Source organism: Streptomyces sp. CNS606 (genome assembly GCF_000426325.1).
Genome location: NZ_KE384521.1, coordinates 128848 through 154923, shown reverse-complemented (window position 1 = coordinate 154923; position 26076 = coordinate 128848). Strand labels below are relative to the sequence as shown.

General features: G+C 69.7%; 19 protein-coding genes and 1 tRNA gene. 9 read left to right on the top strand and 11 right to left on the bottom strand.

Going from position 1 to position 26076, the window contains the following annotated elements:
• Window positions 1–311 precede the first annotated feature (311 nt).
• The 6 genes from K304_RS31845 to K304_RS0121290 all read right to left on the bottom strand — a co-directional run bounded on the left by K304_RS31845 (window position 312) and on the right by K304_RS0121290 (window position 11276).
• Entirely contained in the window at window positions 312–3860 is a 3549-nt protein-coding gene (locus K304_RS31845) for a tetratricopeptide repeat protein (protein WP_027765362.1), read from the bottom strand.
• On the bottom strand, window positions 3860–4855 hold the full coding sequence (locus K304_RS0121310) for an AAA family ATPase (protein ID WP_027765361.1): 996 nt from the start codon (window positions 4853–4855) through the stop codon (window positions 3860–3862). Before K304_RS0121310 ends, K304_RS31845 begins: the two co-directional genes overlap by 1 nt.
• Before the next feature lie 13 nt (window positions 4856–4868).
• Window positions 4869–7112 (bottom strand): VMAP-C domain-containing protein, encoded by a 2244-nt coding sequence (locus K304_RS30510; protein ID WP_486591797.1) that lies wholly within the window; start codon window positions 7110–7112, stop codon window positions 4869–4871.
• Window positions 7112–8341: a hypothetical protein gene (locus K304_RS0121300; RefSeq protein WP_027765360.1), complete on the bottom strand. Its 1230-nt coding sequence runs from the start codon at window positions 8339–8341 to the stop codon at window positions 7112–7114. Before K304_RS0121300 ends, K304_RS30510 begins: the two co-directional genes overlap by 1 nt.
• 346 nt (window positions 8342–8687) lie before the next feature.
• On the bottom strand, window positions 8688–9860 hold the full coding sequence (locus K304_RS0121295) for a serine hydrolase domain-containing protein (protein ID WP_027765359.1): 1173 nt from the start codon (window positions 9858–9860) through the stop codon (window positions 8688–8690).
• Window positions 9861–9932: 72 nt separating this feature from the next.
• Window positions 9933–11276, bottom strand: a complete 1344-nt coding sequence (locus K304_RS0121290; RefSeq protein ID WP_486591796.1) for an NsdA family TPR-like regulatory protein — start codon at window positions 11274–11276, stop codon at window positions 9933–9935.
• 246 nt (window positions 11277–11522) lie between these two features.
• On the opposite strand from K304_RS0121290, the gene K304_RS34185 reads away from it, so the two are divergent.
• From K304_RS34185 to K304_RS0121265, 4 genes are all read left to right on the top strand, one after another.
• Window positions 11523–12014 carry an ATP-binding protein gene (locus K304_RS34185; protein ID WP_051308690.1) on the top strand — a complete coding sequence of 164 codons (492 nt, stop codon included), beginning with the start codon at window positions 11523–11525 and terminating at the stop codon, window positions 12012–12014.
• Between the two features lie 462 nt (window positions 12015–12476).
• Window positions 12477–12644, top strand: a complete 168-nt coding sequence (locus tag K304_RS33490) for a hypothetical protein (RefSeq protein WP_158687396.1) — start codon at window positions 12477–12479, stop codon at window positions 12642–12644.
• Between the two features lie 81 nt (window positions 12645–12725).
• Window positions 12726–13922, top strand: a complete 1197-nt coding sequence (locus K304_RS0121270) for a JmjC domain-containing protein (protein ID WP_027765356.1) — start codon at window positions 12726–12728, stop codon at window positions 13920–13922.
• Window positions 13856–14713 carry an aldo/keto reductase gene (locus K304_RS0121265; protein ID WP_027765355.1) on the top strand — a complete coding sequence of 286 codons (858 nt, stop codon included), beginning with the start codon at window positions 13856–13858 and terminating at the stop codon, window positions 14711–14713. The genes K304_RS0121270 and K304_RS0121265 overlap by 67 nt, the downstream gene beginning before the upstream one ends.
• Here the strand turns inward: K304_RS0121265 and K304_RS0121260 are convergent.
• Together K304_RS0121260 and K304_RS0121255 are read right to left on the bottom strand one after the other, a co-directional pair.
• Window positions 14701–15558 carry a hypothetical protein gene (locus K304_RS0121260; protein WP_027765354.1) on the bottom strand — a complete coding sequence of 286 codons (858 nt, stop codon included), beginning with the start codon at window positions 15556–15558 and terminating at the stop codon, window positions 14701–14703. The genes K304_RS0121265 and K304_RS0121260 overlap by 13 nt on opposite strands.
• Window positions 15559–15692: 134 nt before the next feature.
• A tRNA-Gly gene (locus tag K304_RS0121255) sits at window positions 15693–15766 on the bottom strand.
• A 235-nt stretch (window positions 15767–16001) separates the two neighbouring features.
• Here K304_RS0121255 and K304_RS34180 point away from each other — a divergent pair.
• The 4 genes from K304_RS34180 to K304_RS0121240 all read left to right on the top strand — a co-directional run bounded on the left by K304_RS34180 (window position 16002) and on the right by K304_RS0121240 (window position 19340).
• The gene (locus tag K304_RS34180) at window positions 16002–16187 is read left to right on the top strand and encodes a hypothetical protein (protein ID WP_078529493.1); all 186 of its coding nucleotides are present in this window, start codon (window positions 16002–16004) and stop codon (window positions 16185–16187) included.
• A 118-nt stretch (window positions 16188–16305) separates the two neighbouring features.
• Window positions 16306–16920, top strand: coding sequence for a dCTP deaminase (dcd, locus tag K304_RS0121250; protein ID WP_027765353.1), 615 nt, complete (start codon window positions 16306–16308; stop codon window positions 16918–16920).
• A complete protein-coding gene (locus K304_RS0121245; RefSeq protein ID WP_027765352.1) occupies window positions 16913–17410 on the top strand; it encodes a phosphoribosyltransferase in 498 nt (165 codons plus the stop codon). Before dcd ends, K304_RS0121245 begins: the two co-directional genes overlap by 8 nt.
• A gap of 388 nt (window positions 17411–17798) precedes the next feature.
• Window positions 17799–19340: a ricin-type beta-trefoil lectin domain protein gene (locus K304_RS0121240; protein ID WP_027765351.1), complete on the top strand. Its 1542-nt coding sequence runs from the start codon at window positions 17799–17801 to the stop codon at window positions 19338–19340.
• A 106-nt stretch (window positions 19341–19446) separates the two neighbouring features.
• Here the strand turns inward: K304_RS0121240 and K304_RS0121235 are convergent, their stop codons facing one another.
• The 3 genes from K304_RS0121235 to K304_RS30495 all read right to left on the bottom strand — a co-directional run bounded on the left by K304_RS0121235 (window position 19447) and on the right by K304_RS30495 (window position 24563).
• Window positions 19447–20415, bottom strand: a complete 969-nt coding sequence (locus K304_RS0121235; RefSeq protein WP_027765350.1) for a Yip1 family protein — start codon at window positions 20413–20415, stop codon at window positions 19447–19449.
• A 148-nt stretch (window positions 20416–20563) separates the two neighbouring features.
• A complete protein-coding gene (locus tag K304_RS0121230; protein WP_027765349.1) occupies window positions 20564–22015 on the bottom strand; it encodes an FG-GAP repeat domain-containing protein in 1452 nt (483 codons plus the stop codon).
• A 217-nt stretch (window positions 22016–22232) separates the two neighbouring features.
• Complete coding sequence (locus K304_RS30495) at window positions 22233–24563, bottom strand: heterodisulfide reductase-related iron-sulfur binding cluster (RefSeq protein WP_051308688.1); 2331 nt, start codon at window positions 24561–24563, stop codon at window positions 22233–22235.
• A 251-nt stretch (window positions 24564–24814) separates the two neighbouring features.
• Here K304_RS30495 and K304_RS30490 point away from each other — a divergent pair, with 251 nt between their 5' ends.
• On the top strand, window positions 24815–25912 hold the full coding sequence (locus K304_RS30490; protein ID WP_158687395.1) for a PP2C family protein-serine/threonine phosphatase: 1098 nt from the start codon (window positions 24815–24817) through the stop codon (window positions 25910–25912).
• Window positions 25913–26076 lie beyond the last annotated feature (164 nt).

Sequence of the window (26076 nt, the reverse complement as noted above, 5' to 3'; positions counted from 1 at the left end):
CACCGGGCTGCGTTGCAGTTTCAGACTGCTGTGTGTGGCCCTCGAAGCCTGTCCACAAGCCTGGACGACCGTCTGTGGCCAGCCGGTTCACCATCGGAAACGGAGGTCCCGTTGATCGGACACGGCAGCAGGCGGCGGTCGCCGGCACATCCCGCTGGGCGGCGTGAGGAGCTGATCCATCGCGGCGAGGACGGAGGGTTCGAACGAGGTAGAAGGTCCAGGTGCCGCGCCGGCGCGCCGCTCGAGGGAGAGGAGACCGGCTTCTCTGAGCTTCTTGAAGCTCCGTAGGCCGTGGAGACTACTCTCGAGATTCACCTGTCAGGCGCTTCCTCATCCCGCTCTAGGGATGTGGTTGCGGTGCGCACGATCTGGTGTTCCTCGCCCAACTCGGCGGCTGCCGTCTCTTTCACTGCCGTCCACTCCTTCCGGGCCTGGTCCCAGCGCCCCAGCGCGGCGAGAGCATCGCCGAGCCGCTGCCGGGATGCGAGCGTTGCGGGATGGGCCCCGCCGAGCACCCGGCTGCGATCCTCGGTCACGGTCTCCAGCACGCCCAGGGCCTTCTGATGCCTCCCAGCACTCAGCAGCGCAACCCCGTACGCATGGCCCGTGGACATGCTCACCCGCGCGTCCGTCCCCGTGACCCGGCACCGTACGACCCACGCCTTCCCCAGCTGTTCGGCGGCCTCCTCGTGCGCGCCGCACTTGGTGAGAAACCTGGCCAGCCTGCGCCGTGTCTTCACCGTCTCGATGCTGTCCTCCGGCAAGGTGCGTTCCTCGACCGTCAGCCGCTCCCGGCAGAAGGCGATCGACTCGTCCGTCCGGTCCTGCGAGGCGAGTACGTCCGCCAGGATATTACGGGTCACGCCAGTGAAAGAGTCATCCGGACCGAGGTGCTCGCTCTCATCCGCCAGCACCGCCCGCAGCACTTCTTCGGCCTCCGGGAACCGTCCGGCCTTGTGCAGGATGAGGCCGAGATCATGGCGGAGAGTGAGGGTGGATCGGTGCACGGGGCCGTCCAGCTCCGTCATCTGCGCGAGCACGCGCCGCTGAAGCGCGACCGCCTCGTCGTATTCCGCCAGGTCCGCGTGAATTAGCGCCCGCAGTTCGCGGAACCAGAGTGTCGTGTTGTGCAGCTCCCCCAGTCCCGTGACCAGGCGCGGCTCCAGCGCCTCGATCTCGTCCTGGGCCTCGGCGAACCGGTCCAGACTGCGCAGCACGCCTACCAGGTCACGGCGCGCCTGGTAAGCCGACGGATGGTCGGCTCCGAAATACCGCTCGCTGGCCGTGAGCGTCGCCCTGCGTAACGGCTCAGCCTCCTCGTGACGTCCGCAGTCCTCCAGCAGGTCCGCCAGGCTGTCCAGGGCGCGGACCTCGCCGCTGCCCTTCTGCTCACCGGACAGTTCCAGCTCCTCGAGTCCGGACCGCAACTCACTCTCGGCATCGGCGTAGCGTCCCTGGGATTCCATCGCCGCAGCCAGCCAGCTCCGGGTGATGAGCCTCGTGTCCATGCTGTACTTCAACGGCCCCTCTTCCAGTGCGACCAGCGAGCGCAGCAGTGTCTCCGCTGCGCGGTACCGCTGCATGAGATGGAGGGTGTATGCCTGGTGCCGCATGACGTGGGCTCGTTGCGCCGTGTCTGCCGTGGTTCCGAGCCGTTCGAGGGTCGCCAGCAGGGCGTCGCCCTCCGCTTCCGCCTCGTGCAGCCGCCTGGCGTCGTAGAGTAGTTCGTGCAAGTACGTACGGGCGTTGAGCGTGTATGCGTGATCGGAGCCGTGCACATCACGCGAGATGGCGATCACCTCCCGCAGGTGTGCGACTCCTTCCTCGGTCTCGCCCAGGTCGCTGAGCGCGCTGGCAAGGTTGCCGCGCATGTTGCGACTGACCAGGTCGCTCTTCGGCGTCAGTTCCTCCAGCAGCTCCCTCAGTAGGGTGACGAGTTCGTCCCGGTAGTCCTGCTGACGGGACGCCACAAGGCGGGCCCCGAGCAGTGACACGGCGGTGATGCCGATCCATCCGTATCCGGACTCCCACCGCTGAGCCTGGTCGACGATGTGCCGCGCCTGCTCGTTCACTAGGGCCGGCACGGCGGGGTCGTCGAGCAGGCGCCGGGCGAAATCCACCAGGGCGGGTGCCACTCGCTCCATCACGAAGACCTCTGCCGGACCTTCCGGCACCTCCGGCACGAACGCCTCCACGTCTCCGTCCGCGGACTCCGCGTCCGGGCGGGGAGGCGGCTGGGATGCGGGCGCGGACGCGGGGCCGTCCCACAGCCCGAGCCGTCGCAGCAGCTGCGGCGACGCCGCGGCGAACGGCCCGGCCCGCTCGGGCAGCTCGGGGGAGGCGCCCGGCCCCTCCCCCGCCAGCCGGGCACGGAACTCCGGACCGGACCCGCCGCTTCGCAGAAGGTACGCGCTGACCTGCGCTGCTGTGTCCAGAGCCACCGACGTGCGCACCGTGTCCAGCAGGAGGTCCGCCACACCGGGTGCGAATTCGTACTCCACGCTGTTCGCCGCCTGGGCCGGTGCGGCCGAACCTGAGCGGCGCAGCAGCCCTCCAAGGAACACCTCGGCGAGCTGGGCCTGCTGGAGGTGCCCCTCCCCGGTCCGGTACGCCTCGTGCACCAGGCGCATCACCGGCAGGGTGAGCGGCTTGACGGAGGCCAGCGCCCCAGCCAGCTGACGGCTCTCCGGTGAGGCCGCCTCCCGGAAGCGGCGGAAGCGCTCCTCCGGGTCCGGACCGTCGGCGGGGCCGGTTTCGGTGCGGGAGTATGCGCGGAAGTCGGTGGGGGAGTCGGGGACGCCGTCGGGGAGCAGCAGCACGGGCAGCGCCGTCCGGCTGTGACCAGTGCTGAGAAGAGAGACCCAGGGCTCGAGCCGACTCCCGCTGAGCTCCAGGACCGGGACGGGCGTACCGCTGTAGGACACCATCTCCCTCGGGAGTACTGGATGGCTGACCCGGAGGGCGCGGCCCGCAGCGGCGGGCTCCCGGGACTGGACGACGAGCCGCTCGACCGAACTGCCCGCCGACGGCCACATCCGCTCGGGCAGAGGCTGGACCACCGTCACCGGGGCGCGCCGTGCCCAACGGCGCAGCAGCCCCTGGACTGCGCCGTTGCTCCAGCCCGGGCCCACCATGTCGGAGAGCACCATGATCACGGTCGGTCGGGCCGGATCGATGCGCAAGTCGGCCCTCGGTACGGCACCGGAGCGCAGGGGCCGTCCGCTCAGGAGAGGGCCGGGCCCGCCCGAGCTGTCGAGCCAGTAGGTACGGATATCGCGAAAGGCTCCCAGCCCCTCCAGCAGGGCCCGCACCTCGGCGGCGTACTGCTGCCACAGCACCATCGAGGGCCCGTCGTCGACGACGAGTGCGGCGTTCAGCCAGCGTTCCGGCTCGGGTCGCAGCACAGGCTCGTGCAGAGCCGTCTCGGCCATCCATTCGACGGTCGCGTCCTCGTCGAATGCGAGGACCGTGCGGGAGGGGACCGTCTGGCGCAGCGGCCGCATGACCCGGCTCAGGGCCCGAGGGGACGCCAGTGACCGCGCTCCGTGCACTCCGACTGCGCGGGCGGGTCCTCCGCCCCCGGCTCCGGGCGCCGGGGGTGCGTACAAGCCCTGGGACCTCGCGGGGGCGCGTCGGGCCGCCGTGGCTTCGTCGTCGGCGACACGGGCGTGGGACGGTTCTTTCGCCTCCTCCGCTTCCGGAACGGGCACCTGGTACACCTCCCTGGGCCGGTCCCGCCGCGGCTCATCCTCCGCATCACCGTCACGCCGGACCGTGGCGATCCAGAGGACATCGAGGAGCTCTTCGGTGGCCAGGTCCACTCCCGCGCCGCCCAGAAGTGCGGTTAGCCTGTCGAACATCAGGCGTCCGTGTCACCGAGTGAGCGGAAGACCGTCTCACGGAGCTTGTCGAAATCCGTCGTGGCACCGGAGGCCCGCAGGTGTACGGCGTTGAGCAGCTGGTCTGTCGCCAGGCCGTGCGCCTCCGAGTCGCGCAGCTGCAGGAACTCCTCGATCAGTGACTCCGCACGCGCCGCCGCCTCCGTGCCGAGGTGCATCCCCACGATCGACCGCAGCTGTTCCGCGTCGGGCTGCTTGAGATCCAGCCGGACGCAGCGGCGCAGGAAGGCGGGCGGGAAATCACGTTCGCCGTTACTCGTGATCACGACCACCGGGAAGGTCGTGCACGTCACCCGGCCGTCGCTGACGCCGATCCTCTCGTCGCCCGGGCCGGTGATGCGTACCCGTGCCGTCGGGGACTTGAGACGTGCGAGCTCGGGGATTTCGTACGTTCCCTCCTCGAACACCGTGAGCAGGTCGTTCGGCAGGTCCACGTCGCCCTTGTCCAGCTCGTCGATCAGCAGGACCCGGGGGATGCGGCGGGGCAGCAGGGCCGTACCGAGTGGGCCGAGCCTGAGGTAGTCACCGATATCCGGCTCGGTGGCGACGGCCGGCTCGGCGGCTGCATGCGGATCGGGGCGCCCGGCTAGGGAGGCATCCCGGAGCCTGCCCACGGCGTCGTAGCGGTACAGCCCTTCTGCGAGGGTGGACCGGCTGTTGACCGGCCAGTGCAGGACGTCGCCCAGGCAGAGCTGGCGTGCGATGGCACGGGCCAGGCTCGACTTGCCGGTGCCGGGGCGCCCGGTGACGAGTAGCGGCCGGTGCAGGTGTAGGGCTGTATTGACGATGTCCTGATCGGTCTCGGAGATGACGTAGCGCCAGCGCGGTCCCCCCTCCTCGGGAGACTCGCCGGTCGCGTCGCCGCCGGTGAACACCCTCCACGGAGGTGGTGCCGGCCACTCGATGACCGGTTGCGGCTCGGCGTCCACGCGGAAGAGCCGCCAGTCCGTGTTCATCAGTTTCCTCTTCTCATGGTGCCGACAGGTCGAGGCGTCGTGGCAGGGGCCGTCCCGGATCGTCCCAGAGGAGTGCCAGTCGGCCGCCGGGGTGCCGTTCGTCGACATCGCATTCGGCGCGAAGCCTACGCAGTCTTCCCGGCAGTTCGCTGAGTGAACCGTCGTCCAAAAGGGACCTCAACTCCTCTTCGCTGCTTCCGGGTTCATTCCCTCCACGCCAGACCATCACTGGCACGCCCCCGAACAGACAGGCGGTGAAGACGGCGTTGCGGTGGGTCTGGGCAGCGGGTATCACCGTGCCCGGCGCGTACTCCCGCGCGCTCACGCTTCCGTGCACGGCCGTCACCGTGGTCAGGTTCGGCGGCACCCAGTGCAGATTGTCCGTCTGCGCGGTGGCGACCTGCTTCCACCGGCGCTGCCAAAGGTGTTCCTGCTCGGAGCGGCGGTGCTCGGTGCACCGCAGGACGACGGGGAAGTCCGTGCCGATGGAACGCTCGACGGGATCGCCGACTCCGATCCGCCAACGGTGGACGTCCAGTTCGAGATCTGCGGCGTCCACGAAGAATTCGACCAGTGTTCGGTGGACTCGACCGTGCCGGGCCAGAACCGTGTCCACGGTCCGTTGCAAGTCGGTCAGTGGCGCGGGTACGTCCTGCGTCTCGACGGACTCCACGCCCGCTGCGGTGCGTCTCCAGATCTGGCAGGTCCGCCGCCCCGACGAGTCGACCGGCAGGGACAGCCGGATCTGCACTCGGTCCTCGGCATGGAGCTGGTCGTCCGTGTCCGACCGGGCCTGAGATGAACGCTCCGTCAGTTCGGCGCGCCGGTTGTCCAGCGCAGCGAGCATGTTCTCACCGAGCCTGGTGGCGCAGTTTCGTGACCATTCCTTGAGCTGTCCGGCGCAGGGGCCGGCCACCGTCGTCGCGGCGACGCGTTCGAGGACCCCCAGCAGGCGGGGAAGCTGCCGCTCGTCGACCTTTAGCTCCTCCAAGTGGTCGGCCAGCGTCATTGGGTCGGTGTCGGGGAGCACGACTCCGACCACCTCCTCGCGAGCCGCGTCCGCGAACGCCCTGCCGAAGTCGTCCGGCGCAGAGGCGAGCAGTCCGATCAGCTCGTCGTATTCGCTGCACAGCAGCCACCGGCCCTGAGCCAGCTGTACGGAGCTGCGTCGCATCGCCTCGATCTCGGCCTCGTTCACCCCTTCCGAGGCCAGCAGGTGGATCATGGTCACGGTGCCATGGGGCCGCGTCAGGACCCAGTCGACGATCGTCCGGGCGTCGAGTTCTTCCGGCGCACAGGGCAGGCAGGAGTCCAGTTCCTCACAGAGGCCGGCGGCGACACGTGCGGCGGAGGCCGGATGAGAGGTGAGCACCGCCTCGACGCGGAGTGTCAGCTTGTCCCGGTCGATTACCTGACGCACCGTCAGGTAATGCGGGGAGGGCGGATGAGAGTTGTGGGACTCGTTGTCGTGCCAGTCGCTGACGTAGAGCGTGGGAATCGGCCCGCAGCCTTCGACAGTCCGCAGCCGTTGGAACTCGGCCAAGACCTCCGCTGACACCTGTTCGAGGTCGGGATCGGCAGACGCGTCCCGGCGTGAGGCATCCTCCAGACAGTTCATCAGGCAAGAGGTGAACAGCCCTGCCCCGGCACGGTTCTTCGCCGCCTCGCCGGGCCGGGAGGCTCGCATCAGAAAGACGCCCCTGGACCGGTGGGTCTCAGGGTGGGCGGCGATCGTCTCCGGCGCCTGCGCCTGCGCCTGCTGGCGTGGCGACAGTGCCGAACGACAGGCGTCGATGACGACCGTTGCCCGGCCGGGACCCCGAGCAGGTAGATGTGCCGTTCGGAGCAAAGAGACGAGATTATCGGCGTCCAGGCCGAGCGGATCCCCAGTGCGGGATTCGGGATACAGCAGACTCCAGCGGTTAGCGCCCGCCTGAACGCCGTGCCCTGCCCAGTACACCCACAGCCAGTCGACATCTATATGGCGCAGCTCGTCCCGGAAGACCCGACGGACGTGGGCCCGGTCCGCAGTACTGCGCCGGGCCTCCGTGAAGCCGGCCAGCAGCCCCTCGTTCTGCGGGAGGGGCGAGGCCAACAGGTGCATCTGGTGACCGGGCACTCCGCGTTCCAGTAGCCAGCGCATCATGCGTGCGGCGTCGTTCGCCGGCCCGGAGAGTTCCCAGTCGGCGCCGCCGGCGTATGCCTCGACGGCCACGATCACGGCATGGGTGCGCCCCCAGTCGTGCGGTGGGGGCATCATGGCAGCTCGACCCCTATGCGCTCGTAGAACGAATCGTGTGCGAAGTAGCCTGTATGCGCTCTGGGGAAGGGCTGGCGTAGGTCGACGCGGGCGTCGGCGACCCGGCCGGGGAAGATCCGCTCGGCGACGAATCCGAGCAGGTCCCGGCGGTCGTACACGTTGAGCCAGCGAGGGAAGGCGGCGGGCAGCTGGTCGCCTCGCCGCAACCCTGCGAGCGCATCGATCTCGTAGAGGAAGGGCGCCTGCGAACCCACGGTGATGAGGAGATCCACGCCGTGGGACGACTCCATGGCCAGCAGGTCGAAGGAGGCGATGCCTCCGAGGCTGTGGGCGAGCAGCACCACGGGGCCGTCATCCTGTTCCCGCGTGAGCGCGACGACCTCGGCTATCCGTGCCCGCAGCCCCGCGCCACGCCCCTGGTAGCGCAGGATGTCACCGCCCTCGGGGATGATTCCCCGGGTCATACGGCGACGGCCGGCCTGGATTGCGGGGGAGGCGGTCCATAGGAGCGGGTCGCTCAGTAGCCTGGCGCCAACCCATCTCCCGGCTTCCTTGACCCCGCGGTCGGTCCCGCCCAGCCAGTCGGTGAGCAGGGCGACCAGTGTGTCGCGGTCGGCACCGTCGACGGGCAGCGGTTCCTCCGCCTCTTGGGCCGCCTCGGCCAACCGGGTGGCTAACGCGATTACGGCGCGCGCAGCGACGGCTGCGGAATCGTGCCCCGAGACTGTCCCGGAGAGCCGCATCGAGACTTCAGCGGCGATCTCCTCGGCGGCCTCGGTGACGTACGGGGCGAGCTCCGCGGCGAGCACGCGGGCGCTGTCGCCAGCTGTCGGCCCGCCTTCAGCCAAGGCCGCTCCGGTGAGAGTGCGAAGTCGGCCTGCGAGTGCGTCCCACGGGTTGGTGCGACCCGGTGCGAATCCGCCGGTATCGTCCTCCCCGGCGCTGTCGGTGAGAAGTTCGAGCTCGGCGACCGGGTCCCGTTCGAGCAGCGCCCAGAGGGCCAGCGGGTCGTCGACATCGGCGACGGGCAGGGCCCGGTCCTGGTCCTGTTCGGGGAAGCAGGCACCGTCGAACGCGAGGTGCGCCCCGTACGCGTCGCCCCAGTAGCAGGGGACGAGTCGGAGGTCCGGCCGTAAGCGTTTCAGTCCCCGGGCAACGCGGTTGTACGACTTCCGGTACGAGTCCTCCCGCACCCCCGTGCCGTGCACAAAGACAACGTTCGTCACCCGATCCCCCACCTGTGTCCCGAGATTCACATTCTAACCAGCGGGGGCACGGAACAGTCGACCTGCTGCTGTGCGTGCTGCCGGTCGCGGTGGCCGGCGGTTCTACGCTCGGCGACATGGGCGCTGTCGTGGAGCGGGCGAGGGGAATCGGGCCCGCGCCATAAGCAGCTGAGAAACTCCGTGCCGAGTAGCCAGCCTATGCTCGCTGAGCTGCGCAGACGCGTGTGTGACGAGGAGTTCACACAAACCCAGTTTGGTCTACCGTTGACCATGATGATCCGACTGTGGTGGCGCGCTTTGGGAACGGTTACTGGGCACTACAAGTCGTCGGGGAGCAGCCGAAAAGCTACGCCAGCGACCTCTGCACAGCGTCGACCAGTGAGGTTGCACGGACGTCGTTGGGGCCGCCGATGATGTGGTTCATCGCGTAGCTGAAGGCGATGCCGTGTTCGGGGTCGGCGAAGGCGAGGGAGCCGCCGCGGCCGGTGTGGCCGAAGGCGTTCGGGCCGGTCATGGGGGTGGTTTCGGTGGGCAGCATGTATCCGGAGCTGAACCGGCTCTGGGCCAGCATGACCTGGTCTGTCCCGTTGGCCTGCTCCTTGATGGCTGAGGCCAGGGTTTCGGGAGTGAGTAGTCGTGCGCCGTCTACTTCGCCGATGAGGGCGGCGTACATGCGCGCGAGTGCGCGGGCGGTGCCGATGCCGTTGGAGGAGGGAAGTTCCGCGGCCTGTACGTCCGGTGAGTTGAAGTCGATCGCGGCCGGGTCGGTCACGGCGAACGCCCTGTTGCTGAGGGAGTTCGGGTCGCGCCATGCGGCGACCATCTCGCGTAGTTCCTCGGGGATCGATTCGGAGGGCACGGTGGTGAGGTCGACGTCCGGCTGGTGGTACACCATGTGGCTGACCCGGTCGCGTTCGCTGGTCGGCAGGCCGATGTAGAAGTCCAGCCCGAGTGGGCCGGCGATCTCCTCGGCGAAGAAGCGGCCCGGTGTGCGCCCGGATGCCCGGCAGATCACCTCGCCGACCAGCCAGCCCCAGGTCCGCCCGTGGTATCCGTGAGCTGCTCCCGGGGCCCACTGGGGATGTTGGGCGGCGAGGGCGTCTGCCATCGGATGCCAGGTCAGCGCCTCGTTCAGCGGTACCGGTCGGTCCAGTGCGACGAGGCCGGCTTGGTGGGAGAGCAGCCAGCGAACCGGGAGGTCGGCCTTCTCTGCCGTGGCGAACTCCGGCCAGTACTTTGCCACTGGCGCGTCCAGGTCGAGGGCGCCGCGTTGGGCCAGCAGGTGCGCTGCCGTTGCGGTTGCTCCCTTGGTCGCCGAGTAGACGAGTTGCAAGGTGTCACGCGTCCACGGACGGCCGGTGTCAGGGTCGGCGATCCCGCCCCACAGGTCCACCACCGGCTTTCCGTGCTGATAGACGCATACGGCTGCGCCGACGTCTCCGTGCTGGTCGAAGTTCGCTGCGAACGCCTCACGTACTGGTTCGAACCCGGGTGCGACCCCACCGTCGATCTGCGTCATGGCGTCCATCCTGGCACCCTCATAGCTCTCTTCGGATGCCGCGCACTTCCCGGAGGGACGGGGCGGGAACGGTCAGGCTGTCAGGGGGAGTGCTTGGAGGCGCTCGCGGAACTCGCGGACGGCGGGGGCGGATGTGTGCGCTTCGAGCCGGGCGGAGAACTCCTTGAGGCGGTTCAGCGCCCTCATGGAGCTGACGCTGTCTTCGAGGAGCCCGGCGCCGTGGTTCGCGGCGTCCAGCGCCCCGTCCAGGTCACCCCCGGCGAGCCGGGCTTCGGCCAGGCGGCTGGATCGTACGGCCTTGTCCCGGGGAGCAGCGGTCTGTACGGAGGTTTCCAGGGACCTCGTCGCACGCTCCACGTGTCCGGAGCGCAGAAGGACTTTGCCTTCGGTCGATTTCAGCTGTGCTTCGCCGAACCAGTCGAGCCAGTCAGGGCCTTCTTCTGCTGTGTGGCGTTCCCAGAGTGTTGCGGCACGGTTGAGTGCCGTCCCGGCTTTCCGGTGGTCGCCGTCGCGCGAGAGCGCCTCGGCCTTGTGCAGGAAGAGGAACGACTGGGTGTAGGGCGTCAGCGTGCGAGGAGCGTTGTCGATGGCGGTCGAGATCAGGTCGACCCGTTCGGCGGTCCGGCCGGCTTCGGATACGTGGACGCCCATCTCTGCCAGGGTGAAGGCGCCGAAGGCGTTGTCACCGGCGGTACGGGCGCTGCGCAGGGCGCCGACGTAATACCGCTGACCCGCCGACCGCAGTCCCGCGTCGTAGGCCATCCAGCCGGTCAGATGGGACACCCGAGCTGCCAGCGCGTACAGGCGGACGCAGATCTCGTCGGTGTACCTGCCGGCGCTCAGGAGGCCGGTGATCAGGGCGAGATCGCCGCGTGCCTGTTCCAGAAGTCGTGCACCTCCGAGCTGGTCGTCGAGCGTGCGGAGCGTGATGATGCGCTGCTCGATCGTCGAGACCATGGTGTCGGTCACTCGATCTCCGTTGAGCGCCGAGGCGAAGGCGGAGGGCGCGTCGGCCCAACTCGCCGCCAGGCCGGTGAGAGCGGCGCCGGTGATGGTGAGAAAGCCTCGGCGATCCATACGGCCAGTGCCCACCAGCTCAGCCAGTGCCCCCACGGTGCCGGCCTCGGTCCACGGCGCGGCCAGCTCCGTCAGTTCCCACACAGGAAGCCACTTCGGCCACGCGTGGGTCGACACCTCCTCGTATGGGACTCGCAGCAGGTCGGCGAGCACGCGTTGGGCGTCCATGTCCGGCGCTTGGCCCTGCTCCCACTTCCACACGGTCGTCCGGTTGGTCGCCAGCGGGATTCCCAGCGACGTCCCGTGCGTCTGCATGAGCCGGGCGAACTCGGCCTTCCCCCACCCCCGGGACTGGCGGACGAAGGTCAACGGGTGGACTGCTAACGGCTCCCCAGGCACGTTGTCCCCCTCCATTCACTCCCTGCGTAGTGCCGAGGCTACTTCTCGTGACCACGGATGGGGAGGGCGTCTCCAGGAGAAACCCCCCAGAAACGTTCCTAGGCCGCCCCCTCGGCCCGTTGACTGAGTAACAGCCGCGAGGGACTACGCAGACGCGTTCGTCCGAGAACGGCTACTCAGACCGGCGGCCCGTCCCCGCACCCCCGACGGAGACGGGCCGTCTCCAGCTCTTCGGAGGCGTCCCCCATGGCCACGCTCGTCACTCGTCTCGTCTTCGCCGGCAAGGAAGAGGAAGTACCCCGAGCCCGGCGCGCAGTCCTTGACCGGGTGCGGGCATGGGGCGTGCCTCTGGACGACGAGACGGTCGACGCCGTTCGCCTCGTCGCCTCCGAACTGGTCACCAATGCCGTGGTTCATGGCGAGGGACCGGTGACGGTCGTGCTCCACCACCGGCCCGGCCGTCTGGTGATCGAGGTCCTCGACAAGAGCCCCGCCATGCCGCGGATGGGGTGTGCTCAGGCTGCCGAGGAGAGCGGGCGGGGCCTGGAGCTGGTCAACCTCCTTGCGGCGAGATGGGGGTGGGAGCCCTGCGACAGCGGAAAGCGCGTGTGGGCAGAGATCGCGCTTCGCAGCTCTGTACCCGCTGTCGGAGCCGCCGTTCTACCGCGCTTATCGATGTCTCCGCGCGAGCCGGATACCGCAGTCAAGCGTGAGTCCTACCCGCTGGCGGTGGCGTGATGGGGCACCACACGCTGCGGGCGGCCACCCTGCCGGACCCTGACGTGGTGTTCCGACCAACGCGCCGCGACATCGACTCGGTCACAGGCGAGCCGGCCCCGTGCGCCTTGTGGGACCGTCACGACTGGCAGCGACATGGCGAATGCTGGCTTTGGTGTGGGCGCGGCGACGTCGAGGTGACGTGGATCGGCCCGGTCCGGTCCAGCGGGATGCACGCTGCCCTCTACTCCTGCCGTGCGTGCCTCTTCCAACTGGACCAGCGCGTTCTGGAAGCCAACATCCGTGATGACGCAGGCGCCCTCCCATAGGACCCCGCCCCCGCTCTCCCGTATCGAGGCCGCCCGCGCCGGACCGCGCCCCATCCCGGCACATCCTGACCGCCGTCCCCGCCACAACGGCCGTGGGGCGGCCCCTGCTCCCGTCGGAGTCCCCGAGGGGAGAACCAAGAGGAAGGAGCACGAGGTGGCAGAACGCACCACACCGCCGTCGGCCGACAGCGGCCTCCTGATGGCGGTGGAAGAGCTGACCGCCGTCCACGACCGCTACGACAGCCTCCGGTCCGACAACGCCGGAAGCTCCGGCGACTCACCGTGGCCGGGAGGCGACGGCAACCTGCACGACAGCGAGTAGGCAGCCGAGCGGTGGGGCTGCACAGGCCGTGCAGCCCCACCGCGCCCGGACCACATAGGCGATCCCATGGAGGAGGAAGCTGTGGAACACCAACTGATCGACGCCATCGAGACAGCCCTCGGATGGAGCGGGCCCGGGGAGCTGGGCAAGGGCTTCGCGCGGGGAAGCATGCACGATCCCGCGCTCGTCTCGCGCATCCTGGACCCGAACCGCCTGCTCGACATGGCGATGCGCAGGAGCCTGAACCGCCCGCAGTTCCGGTGCTTCCAGAACGGCGAGGAGGTGCACCCGGCCATCTACTACACCGACAGCGTCAGCCCTCGCGGCCAGAGCATCCCCATGGTCAACATGCGCAGCCTGGGCCGACTCTTGCAGGAGGGTGCCACGCTCATCCTCGACCAGGCCAACGTCTTCGACCCCACCATGGAAGTCGCCTGCCGCGCCCTGCAGTGGTGGTCCCACGAGCGAGTGCAGGTCAACGCCTACCTGACGACGAACGATGCCGCCGGCTTCCCCCTGCACTGGGACGACCACGACGTCGTGATCGTCCAGCTCGCGGGCGAGAAGGAGTGGGAAGTCCGCGCCACTTCCCGCCACGTCCCCATGTACCGGGACTCCGACCCCAACACCACACCGAGCGACGACGTCATCTGGTCCGGCTCCATGAAGACCGGAGACGTCATGCACATCCCCCGGGGCCACTGGCATCAGGCGACCCGGACCAGCAGCGGGTCAGGAAAGAGTCTCCACGTCACCTTCGGCATCACCAAGCGCACCGGAGCGAGCTGGCTCGCCTGGCTGGCCGACTGGTGCCGCGAGCGCGAGGTCTTCCGGCTCGACCTGGATCGCCGGCACGAAGCCGGCGGCGAAGCCCTGACAGCGGCAGCCACCCAACTGGTCGCCGAACGCTCCCCGGCCGACTACCTGGCCGCGTACGAGCAGGAGACGACTCTGCCACGGCACGTGCCGTTCCTCGACGTGCTCGGGCCGCTCGACGCCGTGGTGTGCACCACCCACTTCCCACCCCAGCTCCGGGAGAACGGCGCGACCGTCCACGTAGTCGCCTCGGGGAAGAAACTCACTTTCGCGGCCAAAGCCCTGCCCGCACTCCGCCTGCTGCTCAGCGGCAGGCCGGTCCCGCTGAGCCAGGCCGCGGTTGTTGTCGGGGCCGAAGTAGCAGAGGTCGCCGAGATCCTGGTGAAGGAGGAACTGTGCGCGGTACTTACCCCCGAATTGTCCTCGGGCTACACCGGTCTCGTCACGAACGCAGTCTCCTGACCAGAGCGCTTGAGCTCGGCGTCACCACGCTCGACACCAGCACCAACTACTACGGATTCCGATCCCACGAGGCTCTGCCCCAGGCGGCCGGTGACCTGCTTCCGAAGTTCATGATCTCCACGAAGGTCGGCTACTTCCAGGGGCGGGACGGGACGGATCACTCTCTCGACCCCGGACGCTTGCTCGCGGCTGTGGAGCAGGCAGCCGCGGACCTGGGCCGGGAACCGGACCTGGTGTTCCTGCACAATCCGGAACACTCGCTCCACGAAGCCACCTGCCGTAGCCGGGATGTGCTGAGGCAGGCGTGCATCGCTCTCGAGGGTGCAGCAGCGGAGGGGCTGTGCGACGCCTGGGGCGTCGCAGCATGGGATCCGTCGCCGCTACTGAACCTGGTCGACGCCACGGTTCCGAGGCCATCGGTCCTCATGGTCCGCGCCGGCCTATTGGTAGGCAGTGGAACGCTCGACGCTGCGGAGGCCCTCACCGAGATGTGGGGTCTCCGCGACGGTTCTGTATGGGGGATGAGCCCGTTCGGGGGCAGCACCGACGCCCAGGTGTGGGACAAGGTCGATCCACGGATCTTCCTCCGCGACAGCAGCCGCCTCTCCCGTGTGCAGGCAGCCTTCCGGACCGCCTATCGGCTCCCAGAGGTCTCCTCCGTCGCTGTAGGCACCGATGACCCCGACCACCTCGGTGCTCTCATCGACGCCCTCGACGGCGAGGTCGACGAGCACATGATCCGGGAGTACCGGAACGTCCTGCGGGACCGGTCGCTCACTCAGCCTGTCTGAAGCTCCTTGATCACCTGCTCTGCCATGAGCCGCGCGGGCTCCAGACGAGGATCTTCCGGGTGCGCGTCCGGACCGATGATCTTCGAGGCAGCAAACAGCGTCATCAGCTTGCCGTCCCGGCTCTCGAAGTCCGACCGGCGCTCTCGCCGCACGCGATCTGCCAGAGCCGGGACAGCGAGCGAGCTCGCCCACAGTGAGGCGGAGTCCAACCCCAGCGGGGCGTTCCCCCAGTCCTCCCAGTCGAAGAGGCTGAACGCCGGGGCGGTCATGTTCGCCCAGTTCAGATCCGCGTGGGCCGGCACCCACCGCTCGACTGTCGTATCGAAGTCGCGGGCGAAGGCACGGCGAAGGGACTCGGTGACCAGGTCCTGGGTGAGGGTGACGGTGTCTGGTGTGGCTACCCGCCTCGTCTCGTGCGCCGCAAGGGCATCCAACGAGGCGTTCAACGCCTCCCACCACTCATCGGACAGTCGCGGACCTTCGCTCAGCACGGCGGTGCCAATGGGGGGGCCTGGCAGAAGGTCGGTCTCGTCCGCCCGCCACATCACCGGCCCGTCCGCTTCCCGCCAGACCACGCTCCCGTGCCACCCGGGTTGTGCGACGCCTTCAAGGCGGGCAGCACATTCGGTGCCGTTCCACCCCTGGTTCGGGATCTTGTCGACCCTGCGCCGCTCGATCCGGACCCAGGTGTCGCGGTCCGTCCGGGCTCCCACAGACCGGCGCTTGCGCACCACGGGCTCCGGAGCCAGGCTCGTCTGGAGGACTCTCTCGACGAGATCAAGAACGTCGTCCACCGGCTGGACTCGTAGATCAACAGCCAGCCCAGTAGAGACCGAGAGCGCCATACCAGCGACCGTAGCAGTCGCGCGGGCTACCGCCGCTGCTCCCGGAGCAGCCGAGGCTGGAGTGTGCGGCGTCTGGCGTAGAAGGGCATCCGGACATCAAGTAAGGCCCAGGTCTGTGACCTGGGCCTTCGGGGTGGAGCGGGCGACGGGAATCGAACCCGCGCTATAAGCTTGGGAAGCTCATGTTCTACCATTAAACTACGCCCGCGAAGAGCGGCTCGAAGAGCCTTCTCAACGCGGGACACTGTACCTCATGGCGGACCCCCGGCGCACAGGCCGGCGGGTCCTTTGTGCTGTTCGGGGGGTGGGTGCGAGGGGTGTGGCGGGGTGCGGAGGAGGGGGTCGCGGGGGCGTACGGTGGGTTGCGGAGTGCCGGGCTTCGGGTGGTGCGCTTCATCCCCTAACGTGGCTTTCGTCCACCACGTTGCCGTGAGAGGGAGACGATGGAGTCCACCGTCGTTCGGTGTGCCGAGGGGCACGAGTTCAGCACGTCCGTGTTCCCCCTGCAGAATCTCGGACCCGACCGGATCGGTCCCGGTCGGTTGCTGCGGTGTCCGCAGTGCGCGCGGTTGCGGCAGGCCGTGCCGGTGGGTGCCGGCGGGGAGGCCGGTGGCGCCCGTCGGCGCTGAGCAGCCGGAAGCGCGGAGGTCACGGCTGTCGCGGACAGCCGTCGACCAGCAGTCGTAGCGCGTGGCGGGGTCCGGTCCGGTTGGGCCGGGCCCCGTTCGTGCGCGTAGGCTCACAGCCGTGCTTCTCTCAGACAAGGACATCCGGACCGAGATCGACGCCGGGCGGGTGCGCATCGACCCGTACGAGGCGGGGATGGTCCAGCCGTCCAGCATCGACGTGCGGCTGGACCGCTACTTCCGGGTGTTCGAGAACCACCGCTACCCGCACATCGACCCGTCGGTCGAGCAGCCCGACCTGACGCGGTTGATCGAGTCGGTCGGAGACGAGCCGTTCATCCTGCATCCCGGGGAGTTCGTGCTGGCGTCGACGTACGAGGTCATCACGCTGCCGGAGGACATCGCCTCGCGGCTGGAGGGCAAGTCGAGCCTGGGGCGTCTGGGTCTGCTGACGCACTCGACGGCCGGTTTCATCGACCCGGGTTTCTCGGGGCACGTGACGCTGGAGCTGTCGAACGTGGCGACGCTGCCGATCAAGCTGTGGCCGGGGATGAAGATCGGGCAGCTGTGCATGTTCCGGCTGTCGTCGCCGGCCGAGCACCCGTACGGGTCGGAGCGGTACGGGTCGCGCTACCAGGGGCAGCGCGGGCCGACGCCGTCGCGGTCGTACCTCAACTTCCACCGCACGCCGATCCGGGACGAGGCCCGGGGGGAGGACCGACTCCGGGATGGGTGACGAGCGGGAGCACCTGACGTACGAGCGGTTCGGCGTGGCGGTACGGGAGTTGGCGCGGACCGTCGCGGATGACGGCTTCGAGCCGGACATCATCCTGTCGATCGCGCGCGGTGGCCTCTTTGTGGCCGGCGGGCTCGGTTACGCGCTGGATGTCAAGAACGTGCATCTGGCCAGCGTGGAGTTCTACACCGGGGTCGGTGAGACGTTGCCGATGCCGGTGATGCTGCCGCCGGTGCCGAACGTGGTGGACCTCAGTGAGAAGAAGGTGCTGGTCGCGGACGATGTCGCGGACACCGGCCGGACGTTGAAGCTGGTGCACGACTTCTGCGCGGAGCACGTCGCGGACGTGCGGACCGCGGTGATCTACGAGAAGCCGCAGTCCGTGGTGAAGTGCGCGTACGTGTGGAAGCGGACCGAGGCGTGGATCGAGTTCCCGTGGTCGGTGGAGCCGCCGGTGGTACGGCGGGCGGGGCAGGTGCGGGACGCCTGAACCCGGGCACGGAGCGCCCGGGGACCCGGGGCTGGGTCCGGCCCGTGGGGACGCGGACCCTCCTGGGTGGAACCCCGGAGCGCGTCGCGCGAGCGCGACTGCACGCTCCTGCGCCACGGCCCGCGCGGCTACGTTGTCGGGACCGCCCACCGCGGCTGGACGGCCGACGTCCACGGCCCGCAGCAGGCGGGTTGCCGTTGGGCGCGGGTGTACGGCGATCTGATGACGTGCCTGCGGACCTGCCGTTGCCGACGCCGAGGCGGGCGCCGGGGGCGACCGCGCCGAAGCCGTAACTGGCCGGATTCTTGCGCCGGATGGGCTTCCCGAGAGGCGTACCTGCGAGTAAGAACCACGGGTAACACTGATGCCTCCATGACGGGAGCACCCCATGGCACGTGCGAGAAGTGCGGGACGCCTCGGCCGGACGGCGGTGACCGCGGGACTGCTGGCCGCGGTGCTGGCGTTCACCGGCGGCGGGCCCGCTGCGGCGCCGGCCGCCGCCGAGGAGCGGGCGGCCGACGTGGTGCCGCTGTCGGCGGAGCTCGAGGAAGCGCGGGCGGCGCAGGCCGAGACGCTGTACGGCGACGCGGCGATCCGGCCGATGGACGAGCGCAAGACGTCGCTGATCTCGCTGGGCGACAGCGAGATCAGCGGTGAGGGCGTCGGCACCTACGAGCCGGGCACGGACGGGCCGGACAACTGGTGCCACCGCTCGCCCGACGCGGCGATCCACCGCACCGGCATCCCGGCGGACGTGACCTTCAACGTCGCCTGCTCGGGGGCCTCGACGGTGAACATCCGCATCGGCGGCACACCGCAGTACGCGGACGAGCTGGTGCAGAGCGACAACCTGGCGATCAAGGCGCGCAACACCCGCATCCAGCAGATCGTGCTGGTCGCGGGCGCCAACGACGACCTGCGGTTCGGGCCGGTGATCACGGACTGCGTGGTGCGCTGGTTCACGTTCCAGGGCGCCTGCCACCCGAAGTACCGGCCCGGTTGGCAGGCGCGTGTGGACGGCCTGCAGCCCAAGGTCGTGGCGACGGTCGGCGACCTGAGGACCGTGATGCGGCAGGCCGGTTACGCAGACGACGACTACCAGCTGGTCGTGATGGGCTATCCCGGTCCGCTCGGCCCGGACGTGTACGACAACCCCGACTATCCCGGCAAGCTGTTCGGCGGCTGCACCGGCTACGACAGCGACGCCGCCTTCGCCCGGAACTTCGCGGTGCCGGTGTTCGAGAAGGGCATGCGGGAGGCGGCGCGCCAGGCCGGCGCCACGTACCTGGACGCGTCCCGGCTCTTCCACGGCCACGAGGTGTGCATGGAGAACACCTGGGCGCGGGGCCTGTACGTCGACCTCACCAACCCGTTCCCGCCGGACTCCAACTCGGTGCGCCAGTCCTTCCACCCCAACAAGCGCGGCCACGGCGCCTTCGCCGCCTGCTTCACGGCCGTCTACCAGGCCGGGCAGCAGGGTGCGCGGGAGGCGTCCTGCGCCGATCCGAGCGGCGCGGGGCAGCCGCGGCTGTACGAGCTGGCGTGGGACGACGTCTTCGGGCCGCTGCGCAACGAGGCGACCGGCAGCTGCCTGGACGCCGAGGGCGCGAGCAGCCGCAACGGCACGGCCGTCGGCGGCTGGAGCTGCAACGGCGAGCGCAACCAGGGCTGGTGGCTGGACCCGGAGACCCGTCAGCTCCACCTCGAGCTGACGCACGACCGGTGCCTCGACGTGCCGGACGGGGAGTACGAGGCGGGCGCCGCGCTCGCGCTGTGGAACTGCCACGGAGGCGCCAACCAGCAGTTCGTGCGGGACGGTGCCACGCTCCGCCCGGCCGAGGCGACCGGGTTCTGCCTGACGCTGGCCGGGGCCACGGAGCCGGTGCGGCTCCAGGAGTGCGACGGCTCGGCGGCGCAGCGCTTCGCGTGACGCGCTGAGCGGCGAGCTGCGGGCGGCGCGTTGTGAGCCGTGAGCCGTGAGCTGCGCGTGCGGTGCTTCGGGGCCGGGCGGCAGGGCCCGGCCCCGAAGCGCGCCGTCAGAGAGTGCCGAGCTTGACCAGGGCGAGCAGTGCGATCAGCTGGATCGCCGAGGCGCCCAGCGCGCGCGGCCACGGCAGGTCGTGCGAACGGCTGACCATCGAGGTGAACAGCGCGCCGGCGGCGAACCAGGTGATCCAGCCGACGACCTGCACGGCGGTCGCGGTGCCGCCCATGAACATGGCGAGCACCAGGCGGGGTGCGTCGCTGAGTGACATGATCAGCATGGACAGGCCGATGGTCGGCGCCCACATCCCGTTGCCGCCGAACTGGCGGGCCAGGGTGTGCGTGACCGCGCCCAGCATCAGCCCCATGATCACCATGGCGATGCCGGTGCCGGCCACGTACTGGAGAGCGGTGCCGAGGGTCGCGTCGATGACGCTCTCGCGCGTCTCGTCCAGGCCGAAGACGGCGAGCAGGCCGTAGACGAAGGTGACGGTCAGTGCCGGGCCCCACACGGGGTAGTCGCGCATCTGGTAGAAGGTCGCGTTCGGGCGGAGCACGATGCCCTGGAGCAGTTCCTTCCAGTGCAGCCGCGGGCCGGCGGGCGGCGCGTGTCCGGCAGTGTGCACGCTGCCCTCGGAGTAGCCGCCGTCGTAGCCGTGCCCGTCGCCGGGGCCGCCGTCGTGTCCGTACGGCGAGGGGTCGTGGATGCTGAACGCCCTGGTGTGGCCGGGGTTGTCGGCGCGCGAGCGGCTGTCGCCGGGGTGGCCGCCCTGCGGGCCTCCGCCCGGGTAGCCGTAGCCGCCACGCTGCGGCTCGCCGAAGTACTCCGGTTCCTCCCGGCCGCCGCCGCCTCCGGCGTGCCAGGTCTGGCCGCCGGAGGCGCCCGAGGCCGGTCCCTGGTGCTGTCCCTGTCCGTACGCCCCCGGGCCGGGCCCCTGCTCCGGGGCCTGGCCGTGCGGGGGGTACGGTCCCTGCTGCGCGTTGCGGGAGTTCCTGCCGCGTCCGATCCTGAATCCAGCCACGTCTTCGAACGTACCGTGTCCGCGCGGTTGTGGTGACGCTCCGGCAGCAAACGGCCGGACATCGCGTCTGACCTGTGACATCCCCTAGGGGAACCCGTACGCGCCGCCCCCACCGAGGGGGTGGGGGCGGCCCGTCGCGGTTCCGGGGTCAGCCGGCGAAGTTCACGCCGAACAGCGGCCGGCCGGACGTGGAGACGCCGGCGGAGGTGGCGCTCATCCACTGGGCTCCGCTGGTGGTGATCTGCGCGCCGTCGGAGCGCAGTGCGGTGACGGCGCCGTTGTCGTTGTTCTCGCCGCTCGCGCCGATGGTGAGGTCCGCGTTGCCGTCCCCGTCCACGTCGGCGAGGTGGACGTCGCTGCCGAAGAAGTCCTCGTCCTCGTTGCTGCCGGGGATGCCGGCGACGTCCTGGTTGAAGTACTGCGCACCGGTCGGGGTGATGCCGGTCGGCGAGCCGTAGAGGAGGTGCACGGCGCCGGTGTCGAAGTCCTCGCCGAGGTTCTCCCCGGCCGAACCGATGACCAGGTCCATGAGGCCGTCGCCGTTGACGTCGCCGAGGTCCAGCTCCGCGCCGAAGGCGTCGTCCTTCTCCGAGCCGCCCGCGATGCCGCCGGTGTCCTGGGTGATCTCCTTGACGACGCCGTTGGGGCCGTCGGGTGTTCCGTAGCGGATGCTGACCTTGCCGCCCTTGACCGAACCGGGCGGGCCCTCGTCCCAGGACTCGCCGATGACGAGGTCGCCGTGGCCGTCGCCGTTGGTGTCGCCGATGCCGGTGATGATGCCGGGGGTCATGCGGTCGGGGGAGCCGGCGATGCCCGTGCCCGCGACGCCGCGGTAGTAGAAGTTGGCGTTCCAGTGGTAGCCGCTCTCGGCCTCGGAGTCGAAGCCGTTGACCACCAGGTCGTCGGCGCCGTTGCCGTCGACGTCTCCGGCGGTCAGGAAGAAGACGCCGCCCTCGCCGTGGAGGATCGGGGTCCGCACCGAGCGGGACTCGGTGGCCTCGCCCGCCCGGTCGATGCCCTGCTGGTAGAAGACCACGGTGGTCGAGGAGCTGCCGGCGGCCAGGTCGGTCACGCCGTCGCCGTCGAAGTCGCCCGCGACGACGGCCTTGCCGAAGAAGTCGCCGTCGAACTTCGTGGGGTTGGCGAGCGTGTCGCCGCTGACCAGGCCGGATGCGGAGCCCCAGAGCACGGTGAGCATCCCGCTGTCCTTGTCACCCGTCAGGTCCTCGCCCGGTGCACCGACGGCCAGGTCGGTCACGCCGTCGCCGTCGAAGTCCCCGGCGTACGTCATGGCGCCGAAGCCGTCGCCCTCCTCGGGGGAGCCGGGCACGCCGCGCGAGTCCTGGTGGATCGGCGAACGGCGGTCGGGCTGCAGACCGTCGGGGCCGCCCCAGTAGACGACGATCTGGCCCGCGCCGAATGCGCCGTCGACGCGGGCGTTCGACGCGGAGACGACGACGTCGCGGTAGCCGTCGGCGTTGAAGTCGCCGTGCAGTGTGTCCTCTTCGGCGACGGCGGGCGCGGCGGCGGTCATCAGGCCGCCGGTGACGGCGGCGGCGACGGAGAGGGCGAGGGCGGATCTGCGGTAGCGCTTGGGCACTGCGTGAGTCTCCTGGGCACGAGAGTGGATGCCGGGAGCCGTCAGGGCGCCTGGCGGGGACGTGGGGGGAGACCTCCGACGGACACCAAGGGTTGTACGGCTGTTCACGTGCGGTGCATCGCACGTGACGCGCGCGCGGGCGGAGAGGCGGACGCACGACGACGGCGGGCCCCGGGTCGGGGCCCGCCGTCGAGGGGCGGCGCGCGGGTCCGTACGGCTAGGACGCGGGAGTCGGGTCCGGCTTCGGCTCGGGGTCGCGGTCCGGCTGCGGCTCCGGGTCGGGCTCGCCGGCCGTGTCCTCGCCGCCCGCGGGCGGCGGGTCGGCGGGCGTCCGCACCGAGTCCAGCAGGAGCTGCGCCACGTCGACGACCTGGAGCTCCTCCTTGGCCTTGCCGTCGTTCTTCTTGCCGTTGACCGAGTCGGAGAGCATCACCAGGCAGAACGGGCAGGCGGTGGAGACGATGTCCGGTTCGATGGCGAGGGCCTCGTCCACGCGCTCGTTGTTGATGCGCTTGCCGATCCGCTCCTCCATCCACATCCGGGCGCCGCCGGCGCCGCAGCAGAAGCCGCGCTCCTTGTGGCGGTGCATCTCCTCGTTGCGGAGGCCCGGGACCTTGCCGATGATCTCGCGCGGCGGCGTGTAGACCTTGTTGTGGCGGCCCAGGTAGCACGGGTCGTGGTAGGTGATCAGGCCCTCGACGGGGGTGACGGGCACGAGCCGGCCCTCGTCGACGAGGTGCTGGAGCAGCTGGGTGTGGTGGATCACTTCGTAGTGCCCGCCGAGCTGCGGGTACTCGTTGGCGATGGTGTTGAAGCAGTGCGGGCAGGTGGCGACGATCTTCTTCTTCGCCGCGGGCTTCTTCGTCGCCTCGTCGTCCTCGTCCTCGCCGAACGCGGCGTTGAGGTTGGCCACGTTCTCCTCGCCGAGCTGCTGGAAGAGGAACTCGTTGCCCAGCCGCCGTGCGGAGTCGCCCGTGCACTTCTCGTCGCCGCCCATGATGGCGAACCTCACGCCCGCGATGTGCAGGAGTTCGGCGAACGCCTTGGTGGTCTTCTTCGCCCGGTCCTCCAGGGCGCCTGCGCAGCCGACCCAGTACAGGTACTCGACCTCGGTGAGGTCGTCGACGGTCTTGCCGACGACCGGCACCTCGAAGTCGACCTCCTGAACCCAGGCCAGGCGCTGCTTCTTGGCCAGGCCCCAGGGGTTGCCCTTCTTCTCCAGGTTCTTGAGCATCGTCCCGGCCTCGCTCGGGAACGACGACTCGATCATCACCTGGTAGCGGCGCATGTCGACGATGTGGTCGACGTGCTCGATGTCCACGGGGCACTGTTCGACGCAGGCGCCGCAGGTGGTGCAGGACCACAGGACGTCGGGGTCGATGACGCCGCCGGCGGCGAGGTCGCCGACCAGCGGGCGTTCGGCCTCGGCCAGCGCGTCGGCGGGGACGCCGCGCAGCTGTTCCTCGGTGGCCTTCTCCTCGCCCTCCATGGACTTGCCGCCGCCCGCGAGGAGGTACGGCGCCTTGGCGTGCGCGTGGTCGCGCAGCGACATGATCAGCAGCTTGGGCGACAGCGGCTTGCCGGTGTTCCAAGCGGGGCACTGCGACTGGCAGCGGCCGCACTCGGTGCAGGTGGAGAAGTCCAGCAGCCCCTTCCAGGAGAAGTCCTCGACCTGGGAGACGCCGAAGCGGACCTCCTCCTCGTTGTCCTCGTCGAGCGCGGTCTCGAAGTCGATCTCCTTGCCGCCGGAGGTCATCGGCTTCAGTTCGCCCAACGCGGTCGCGCCGTCGGCGTTGCGCTTGAACCAGATGTTGGGGAAGGCGAGGAAGCGGTGCCAGGCGACGCCCATGTCGGTGTTGAGGCCGACGACGATCATCCACACGAACGATGTGCCGATCTTGAGCATCGCGACGAGGTAGACCAGGTTCTGCACGGTCGTGACGCTCAGCCCGTCGAAGGCGGCGACCAGCGGGTAGGTGACGAAGTACGCGGCCTCGTAGCCGTGCACGTCGTGCAGCACGCCCTCCAGGCCGCGCAGGGTGAGGATGGCCAGGCCGATGACGAGGATGACGGCCTCGACGAAGTACGCCTGCCAGGTGGTGGAGCCGGCGAAGCGGGACTTGCGGCCCGGACGGTCGGGGCGGCTCAGCTGGCGGATGACGATCAGCGTGGCGATGCCCAGGACCGTCATCAGGCCGATGAACTCGATGAACATCTCGTACGGCAGCCAGGTGCCGATGATCGGCAGTACCCAGTCGGCCTGGAAGAGCTGGCCGAAGGCGTTGACGAGGGTCAGCACCAGGGTGAAGAAGCCGACGGCGACGAACCAGTGCGCGAAGCCGACGATGCCCCAGCGGTTCATCCGGGTATGCCCGAGGAACTCGCGCGCCACCGTGAGCGTGCGTTGCCCGGGGTCGTCGGTGCGGGTGCCGGCGGGCACCGCCTGCCCGAGCTTCACGTGCCGGTAGATCTGGGCGATGGCGCGCGCGAACAGCGCGGTGCCGACCACGGCCAGCACCAGCGAGACGACGATCGCGGCGAGTTGCATGACGGCTCCTCGGACCTGCGGGCGAGCCTGCGCCGGCACGGCGACGGCTCATTTACTAAGCAGTAACTTATCTGGTTCGTACGAGCCTACCCAGTATCACGGAAGTGCTGCACCCGATGCTGCGGTGATCTGCGTCGCCCGACCTCCTGCGATACCGTTTCGGCATAAAAGTGATTCTGGGGGCGAACCGGATGGCGGGCCGAGTGAGCAGCAGGTCACGGGATGTGGTGGGGCGCGGGTTCATGTGGGCCGTGCTCCCCTGGATTCTGCTGGTCGTCGTCGCCCTGATGGAGGTCGGGGACGACATCGGCGACGCGCCGAATCTGCGTGCCGGCTCGCTGCTCTCTCCCGTTCCGGCCCTCGCGGCGATCCGCGGGTCGCCGCGCCGGGTTCTCGCCGTGTCCGTCGTTGCGCTGTTCGTCGGGCTGGGTGCCACCTTCATCGACGCCGACGACGGCCCCTTCTACCACGGCACGGTGGTGGGCGCCGTGTTCGTGGTGAGCGTGGCTTCCCTGATGGCCGCCAAGGCCAGAGAGCGCCGGGAGGCCCAGCTCACCCAGGTGCAGCGGGTGGCCGAGGCCGCCCAGCTCGCGCTGCTGCCGCCGATGCCGCGCCAGGCCGGCGGGCTGCGCTTCGAGGCGCGCTACGTCGCCGCCGAGTCCGAGGCCCGGATCGGCGGCGATCTCTACGAGGCGGTGGTCGAGGGCGACCGGATCCGGCTCATCGTCGGCGACGTCCGCGGCAAGGGCCTGCCCGCCATCCGTACGGCCTCCGCGGTGCTCGGCGCGTTCCGCGAGGCGGCGCATCACGAGCCGAACGTGTCACGGGTGGCGCTGCGCTGCTCGGAGGCCGTCGCGCGCCTGGAGAGAGACCCGGGCGACTCCTACACCGGCACCCAGGACGGCAGCGAGCTGTTCGTGACCGCCGTGCTGCTGGAGATCGACGGACCGAAGCTGCGCATGGTCAACCTCGGGCATCCGCCGCCGCTGCTGATGAACGGGCGCGCCGCGCGCTTCGTGGTCTCCGGGGACGCACTGCCGCCGCTCGGGCTCGCGCACGTGTTCGCCGACGACTTCCCCGCGTCGGTCCGGGAATGGGAGCCGGGGGAGCGGCTGCTCCTGTACACCGACGGCATCGACGAGGCGCGGGACGCCGGCGGGCGGTTCTTCCCGCTGCTGCCGGTGGTGGGGACCTTGCTGACCACGCCGATCGAGGTGCTGCCGGACCGGCTGCTGGCCGCCGTCGACCGGCACACGGGCCGGGAGCTGCGGGACGACGCCGCGGTGGTCGCGGTGGAGTGGTGCGAGGCGTCGGACCGCCTTCCGCACTCGCAGCCCGCCCCGGGGTGACGGGATGCCGCGGGCCCGGCCGAAGCCGGGGCTCCCGGGCATCGGGAGGATCTGGGGGTGCTCTGAGCTGGAGTGATGCCGGAGTGCACATAAGTGCAGCATAAGAGTTGAGCGTGAGTGACTCAGGTCCTTTGACAGATTCGTGGGCCTCATGCACTCTTGAG

What these genes read in the sequence shown, in the direction of transcription:
- K304_RS0121295 (WP_027765359.1), bottom strand. Translation starts at nt 9,860, where the DNA reads ATGACGCAGATCGACGGTGGGGTCGCACCCGGGTTCGAACCAGTACGT.
- K304_RS34180 (WP_078529493.1), top strand. Translation starts at nt 16,002, where the DNA reads ATGGAGTCCACCGTCGTTCGGTGTGCCGAGGGGCACGAGTTCAGCACG.
- K304_RS0121310 (WP_027765361.1), bottom strand. Translation starts at nt 4,855, where the DNA reads ATGAACACGGACTGGCGGCTCTTCCGCGTGGACGCCGAGCCGCAACCG.
- K304_RS30510 (WP_486591797.1), bottom strand. Translation starts at nt 7,112, where the DNA reads ATGCCCCCACCGCACGACTGGGGGCGCACCCATGCCGTGATCGTGGCC.
- K304_RS34185 (WP_051308690.1), top strand. Translation starts at nt 11,523, where the DNA reads ATGGCCACGCTCGTCACTCGTCTCGTCTTCGCCGGCAAGGAAGAGGAA.
- K304_RS30495 (WP_051308688.1), bottom strand. Translation starts at nt 24,563, where the DNA reads ATGCAACTCGCCGCGATCGTCGTCTCGCTGGTGCTGGCCGTGGTCGGC.
- K304_RS0121260 (WP_027765354.1), bottom strand. Translation starts at nt 15,558, where the DNA reads ATGGCGCTCTCGGTCTCTACTGGGCTGGCTGTTGATCTACGAGTCCAG.
- K304_RS0121240 (WP_027765351.1), top strand. Translation starts at nt 17,799, where the DNA reads ATGGCACGTGCGAGAAGTGCGGGACGCCTCGGCCGGACGGCGGTGACC.
- K304_RS31845 (WP_027765362.1), bottom strand. Translation starts at nt 3,860, where the DNA reads ATGTTCGACAGGCTAACCGCACTTCTGGGCGGCGCGGGAGTGGACCTG.
- K304_RS0121245 (WP_027765352.1), top strand. Translation starts at nt 16,913, where the DNA reads ATGGGTGACGAGCGGGAGCACCTGACGTACGAGCGGTTCGGCGTGGCG.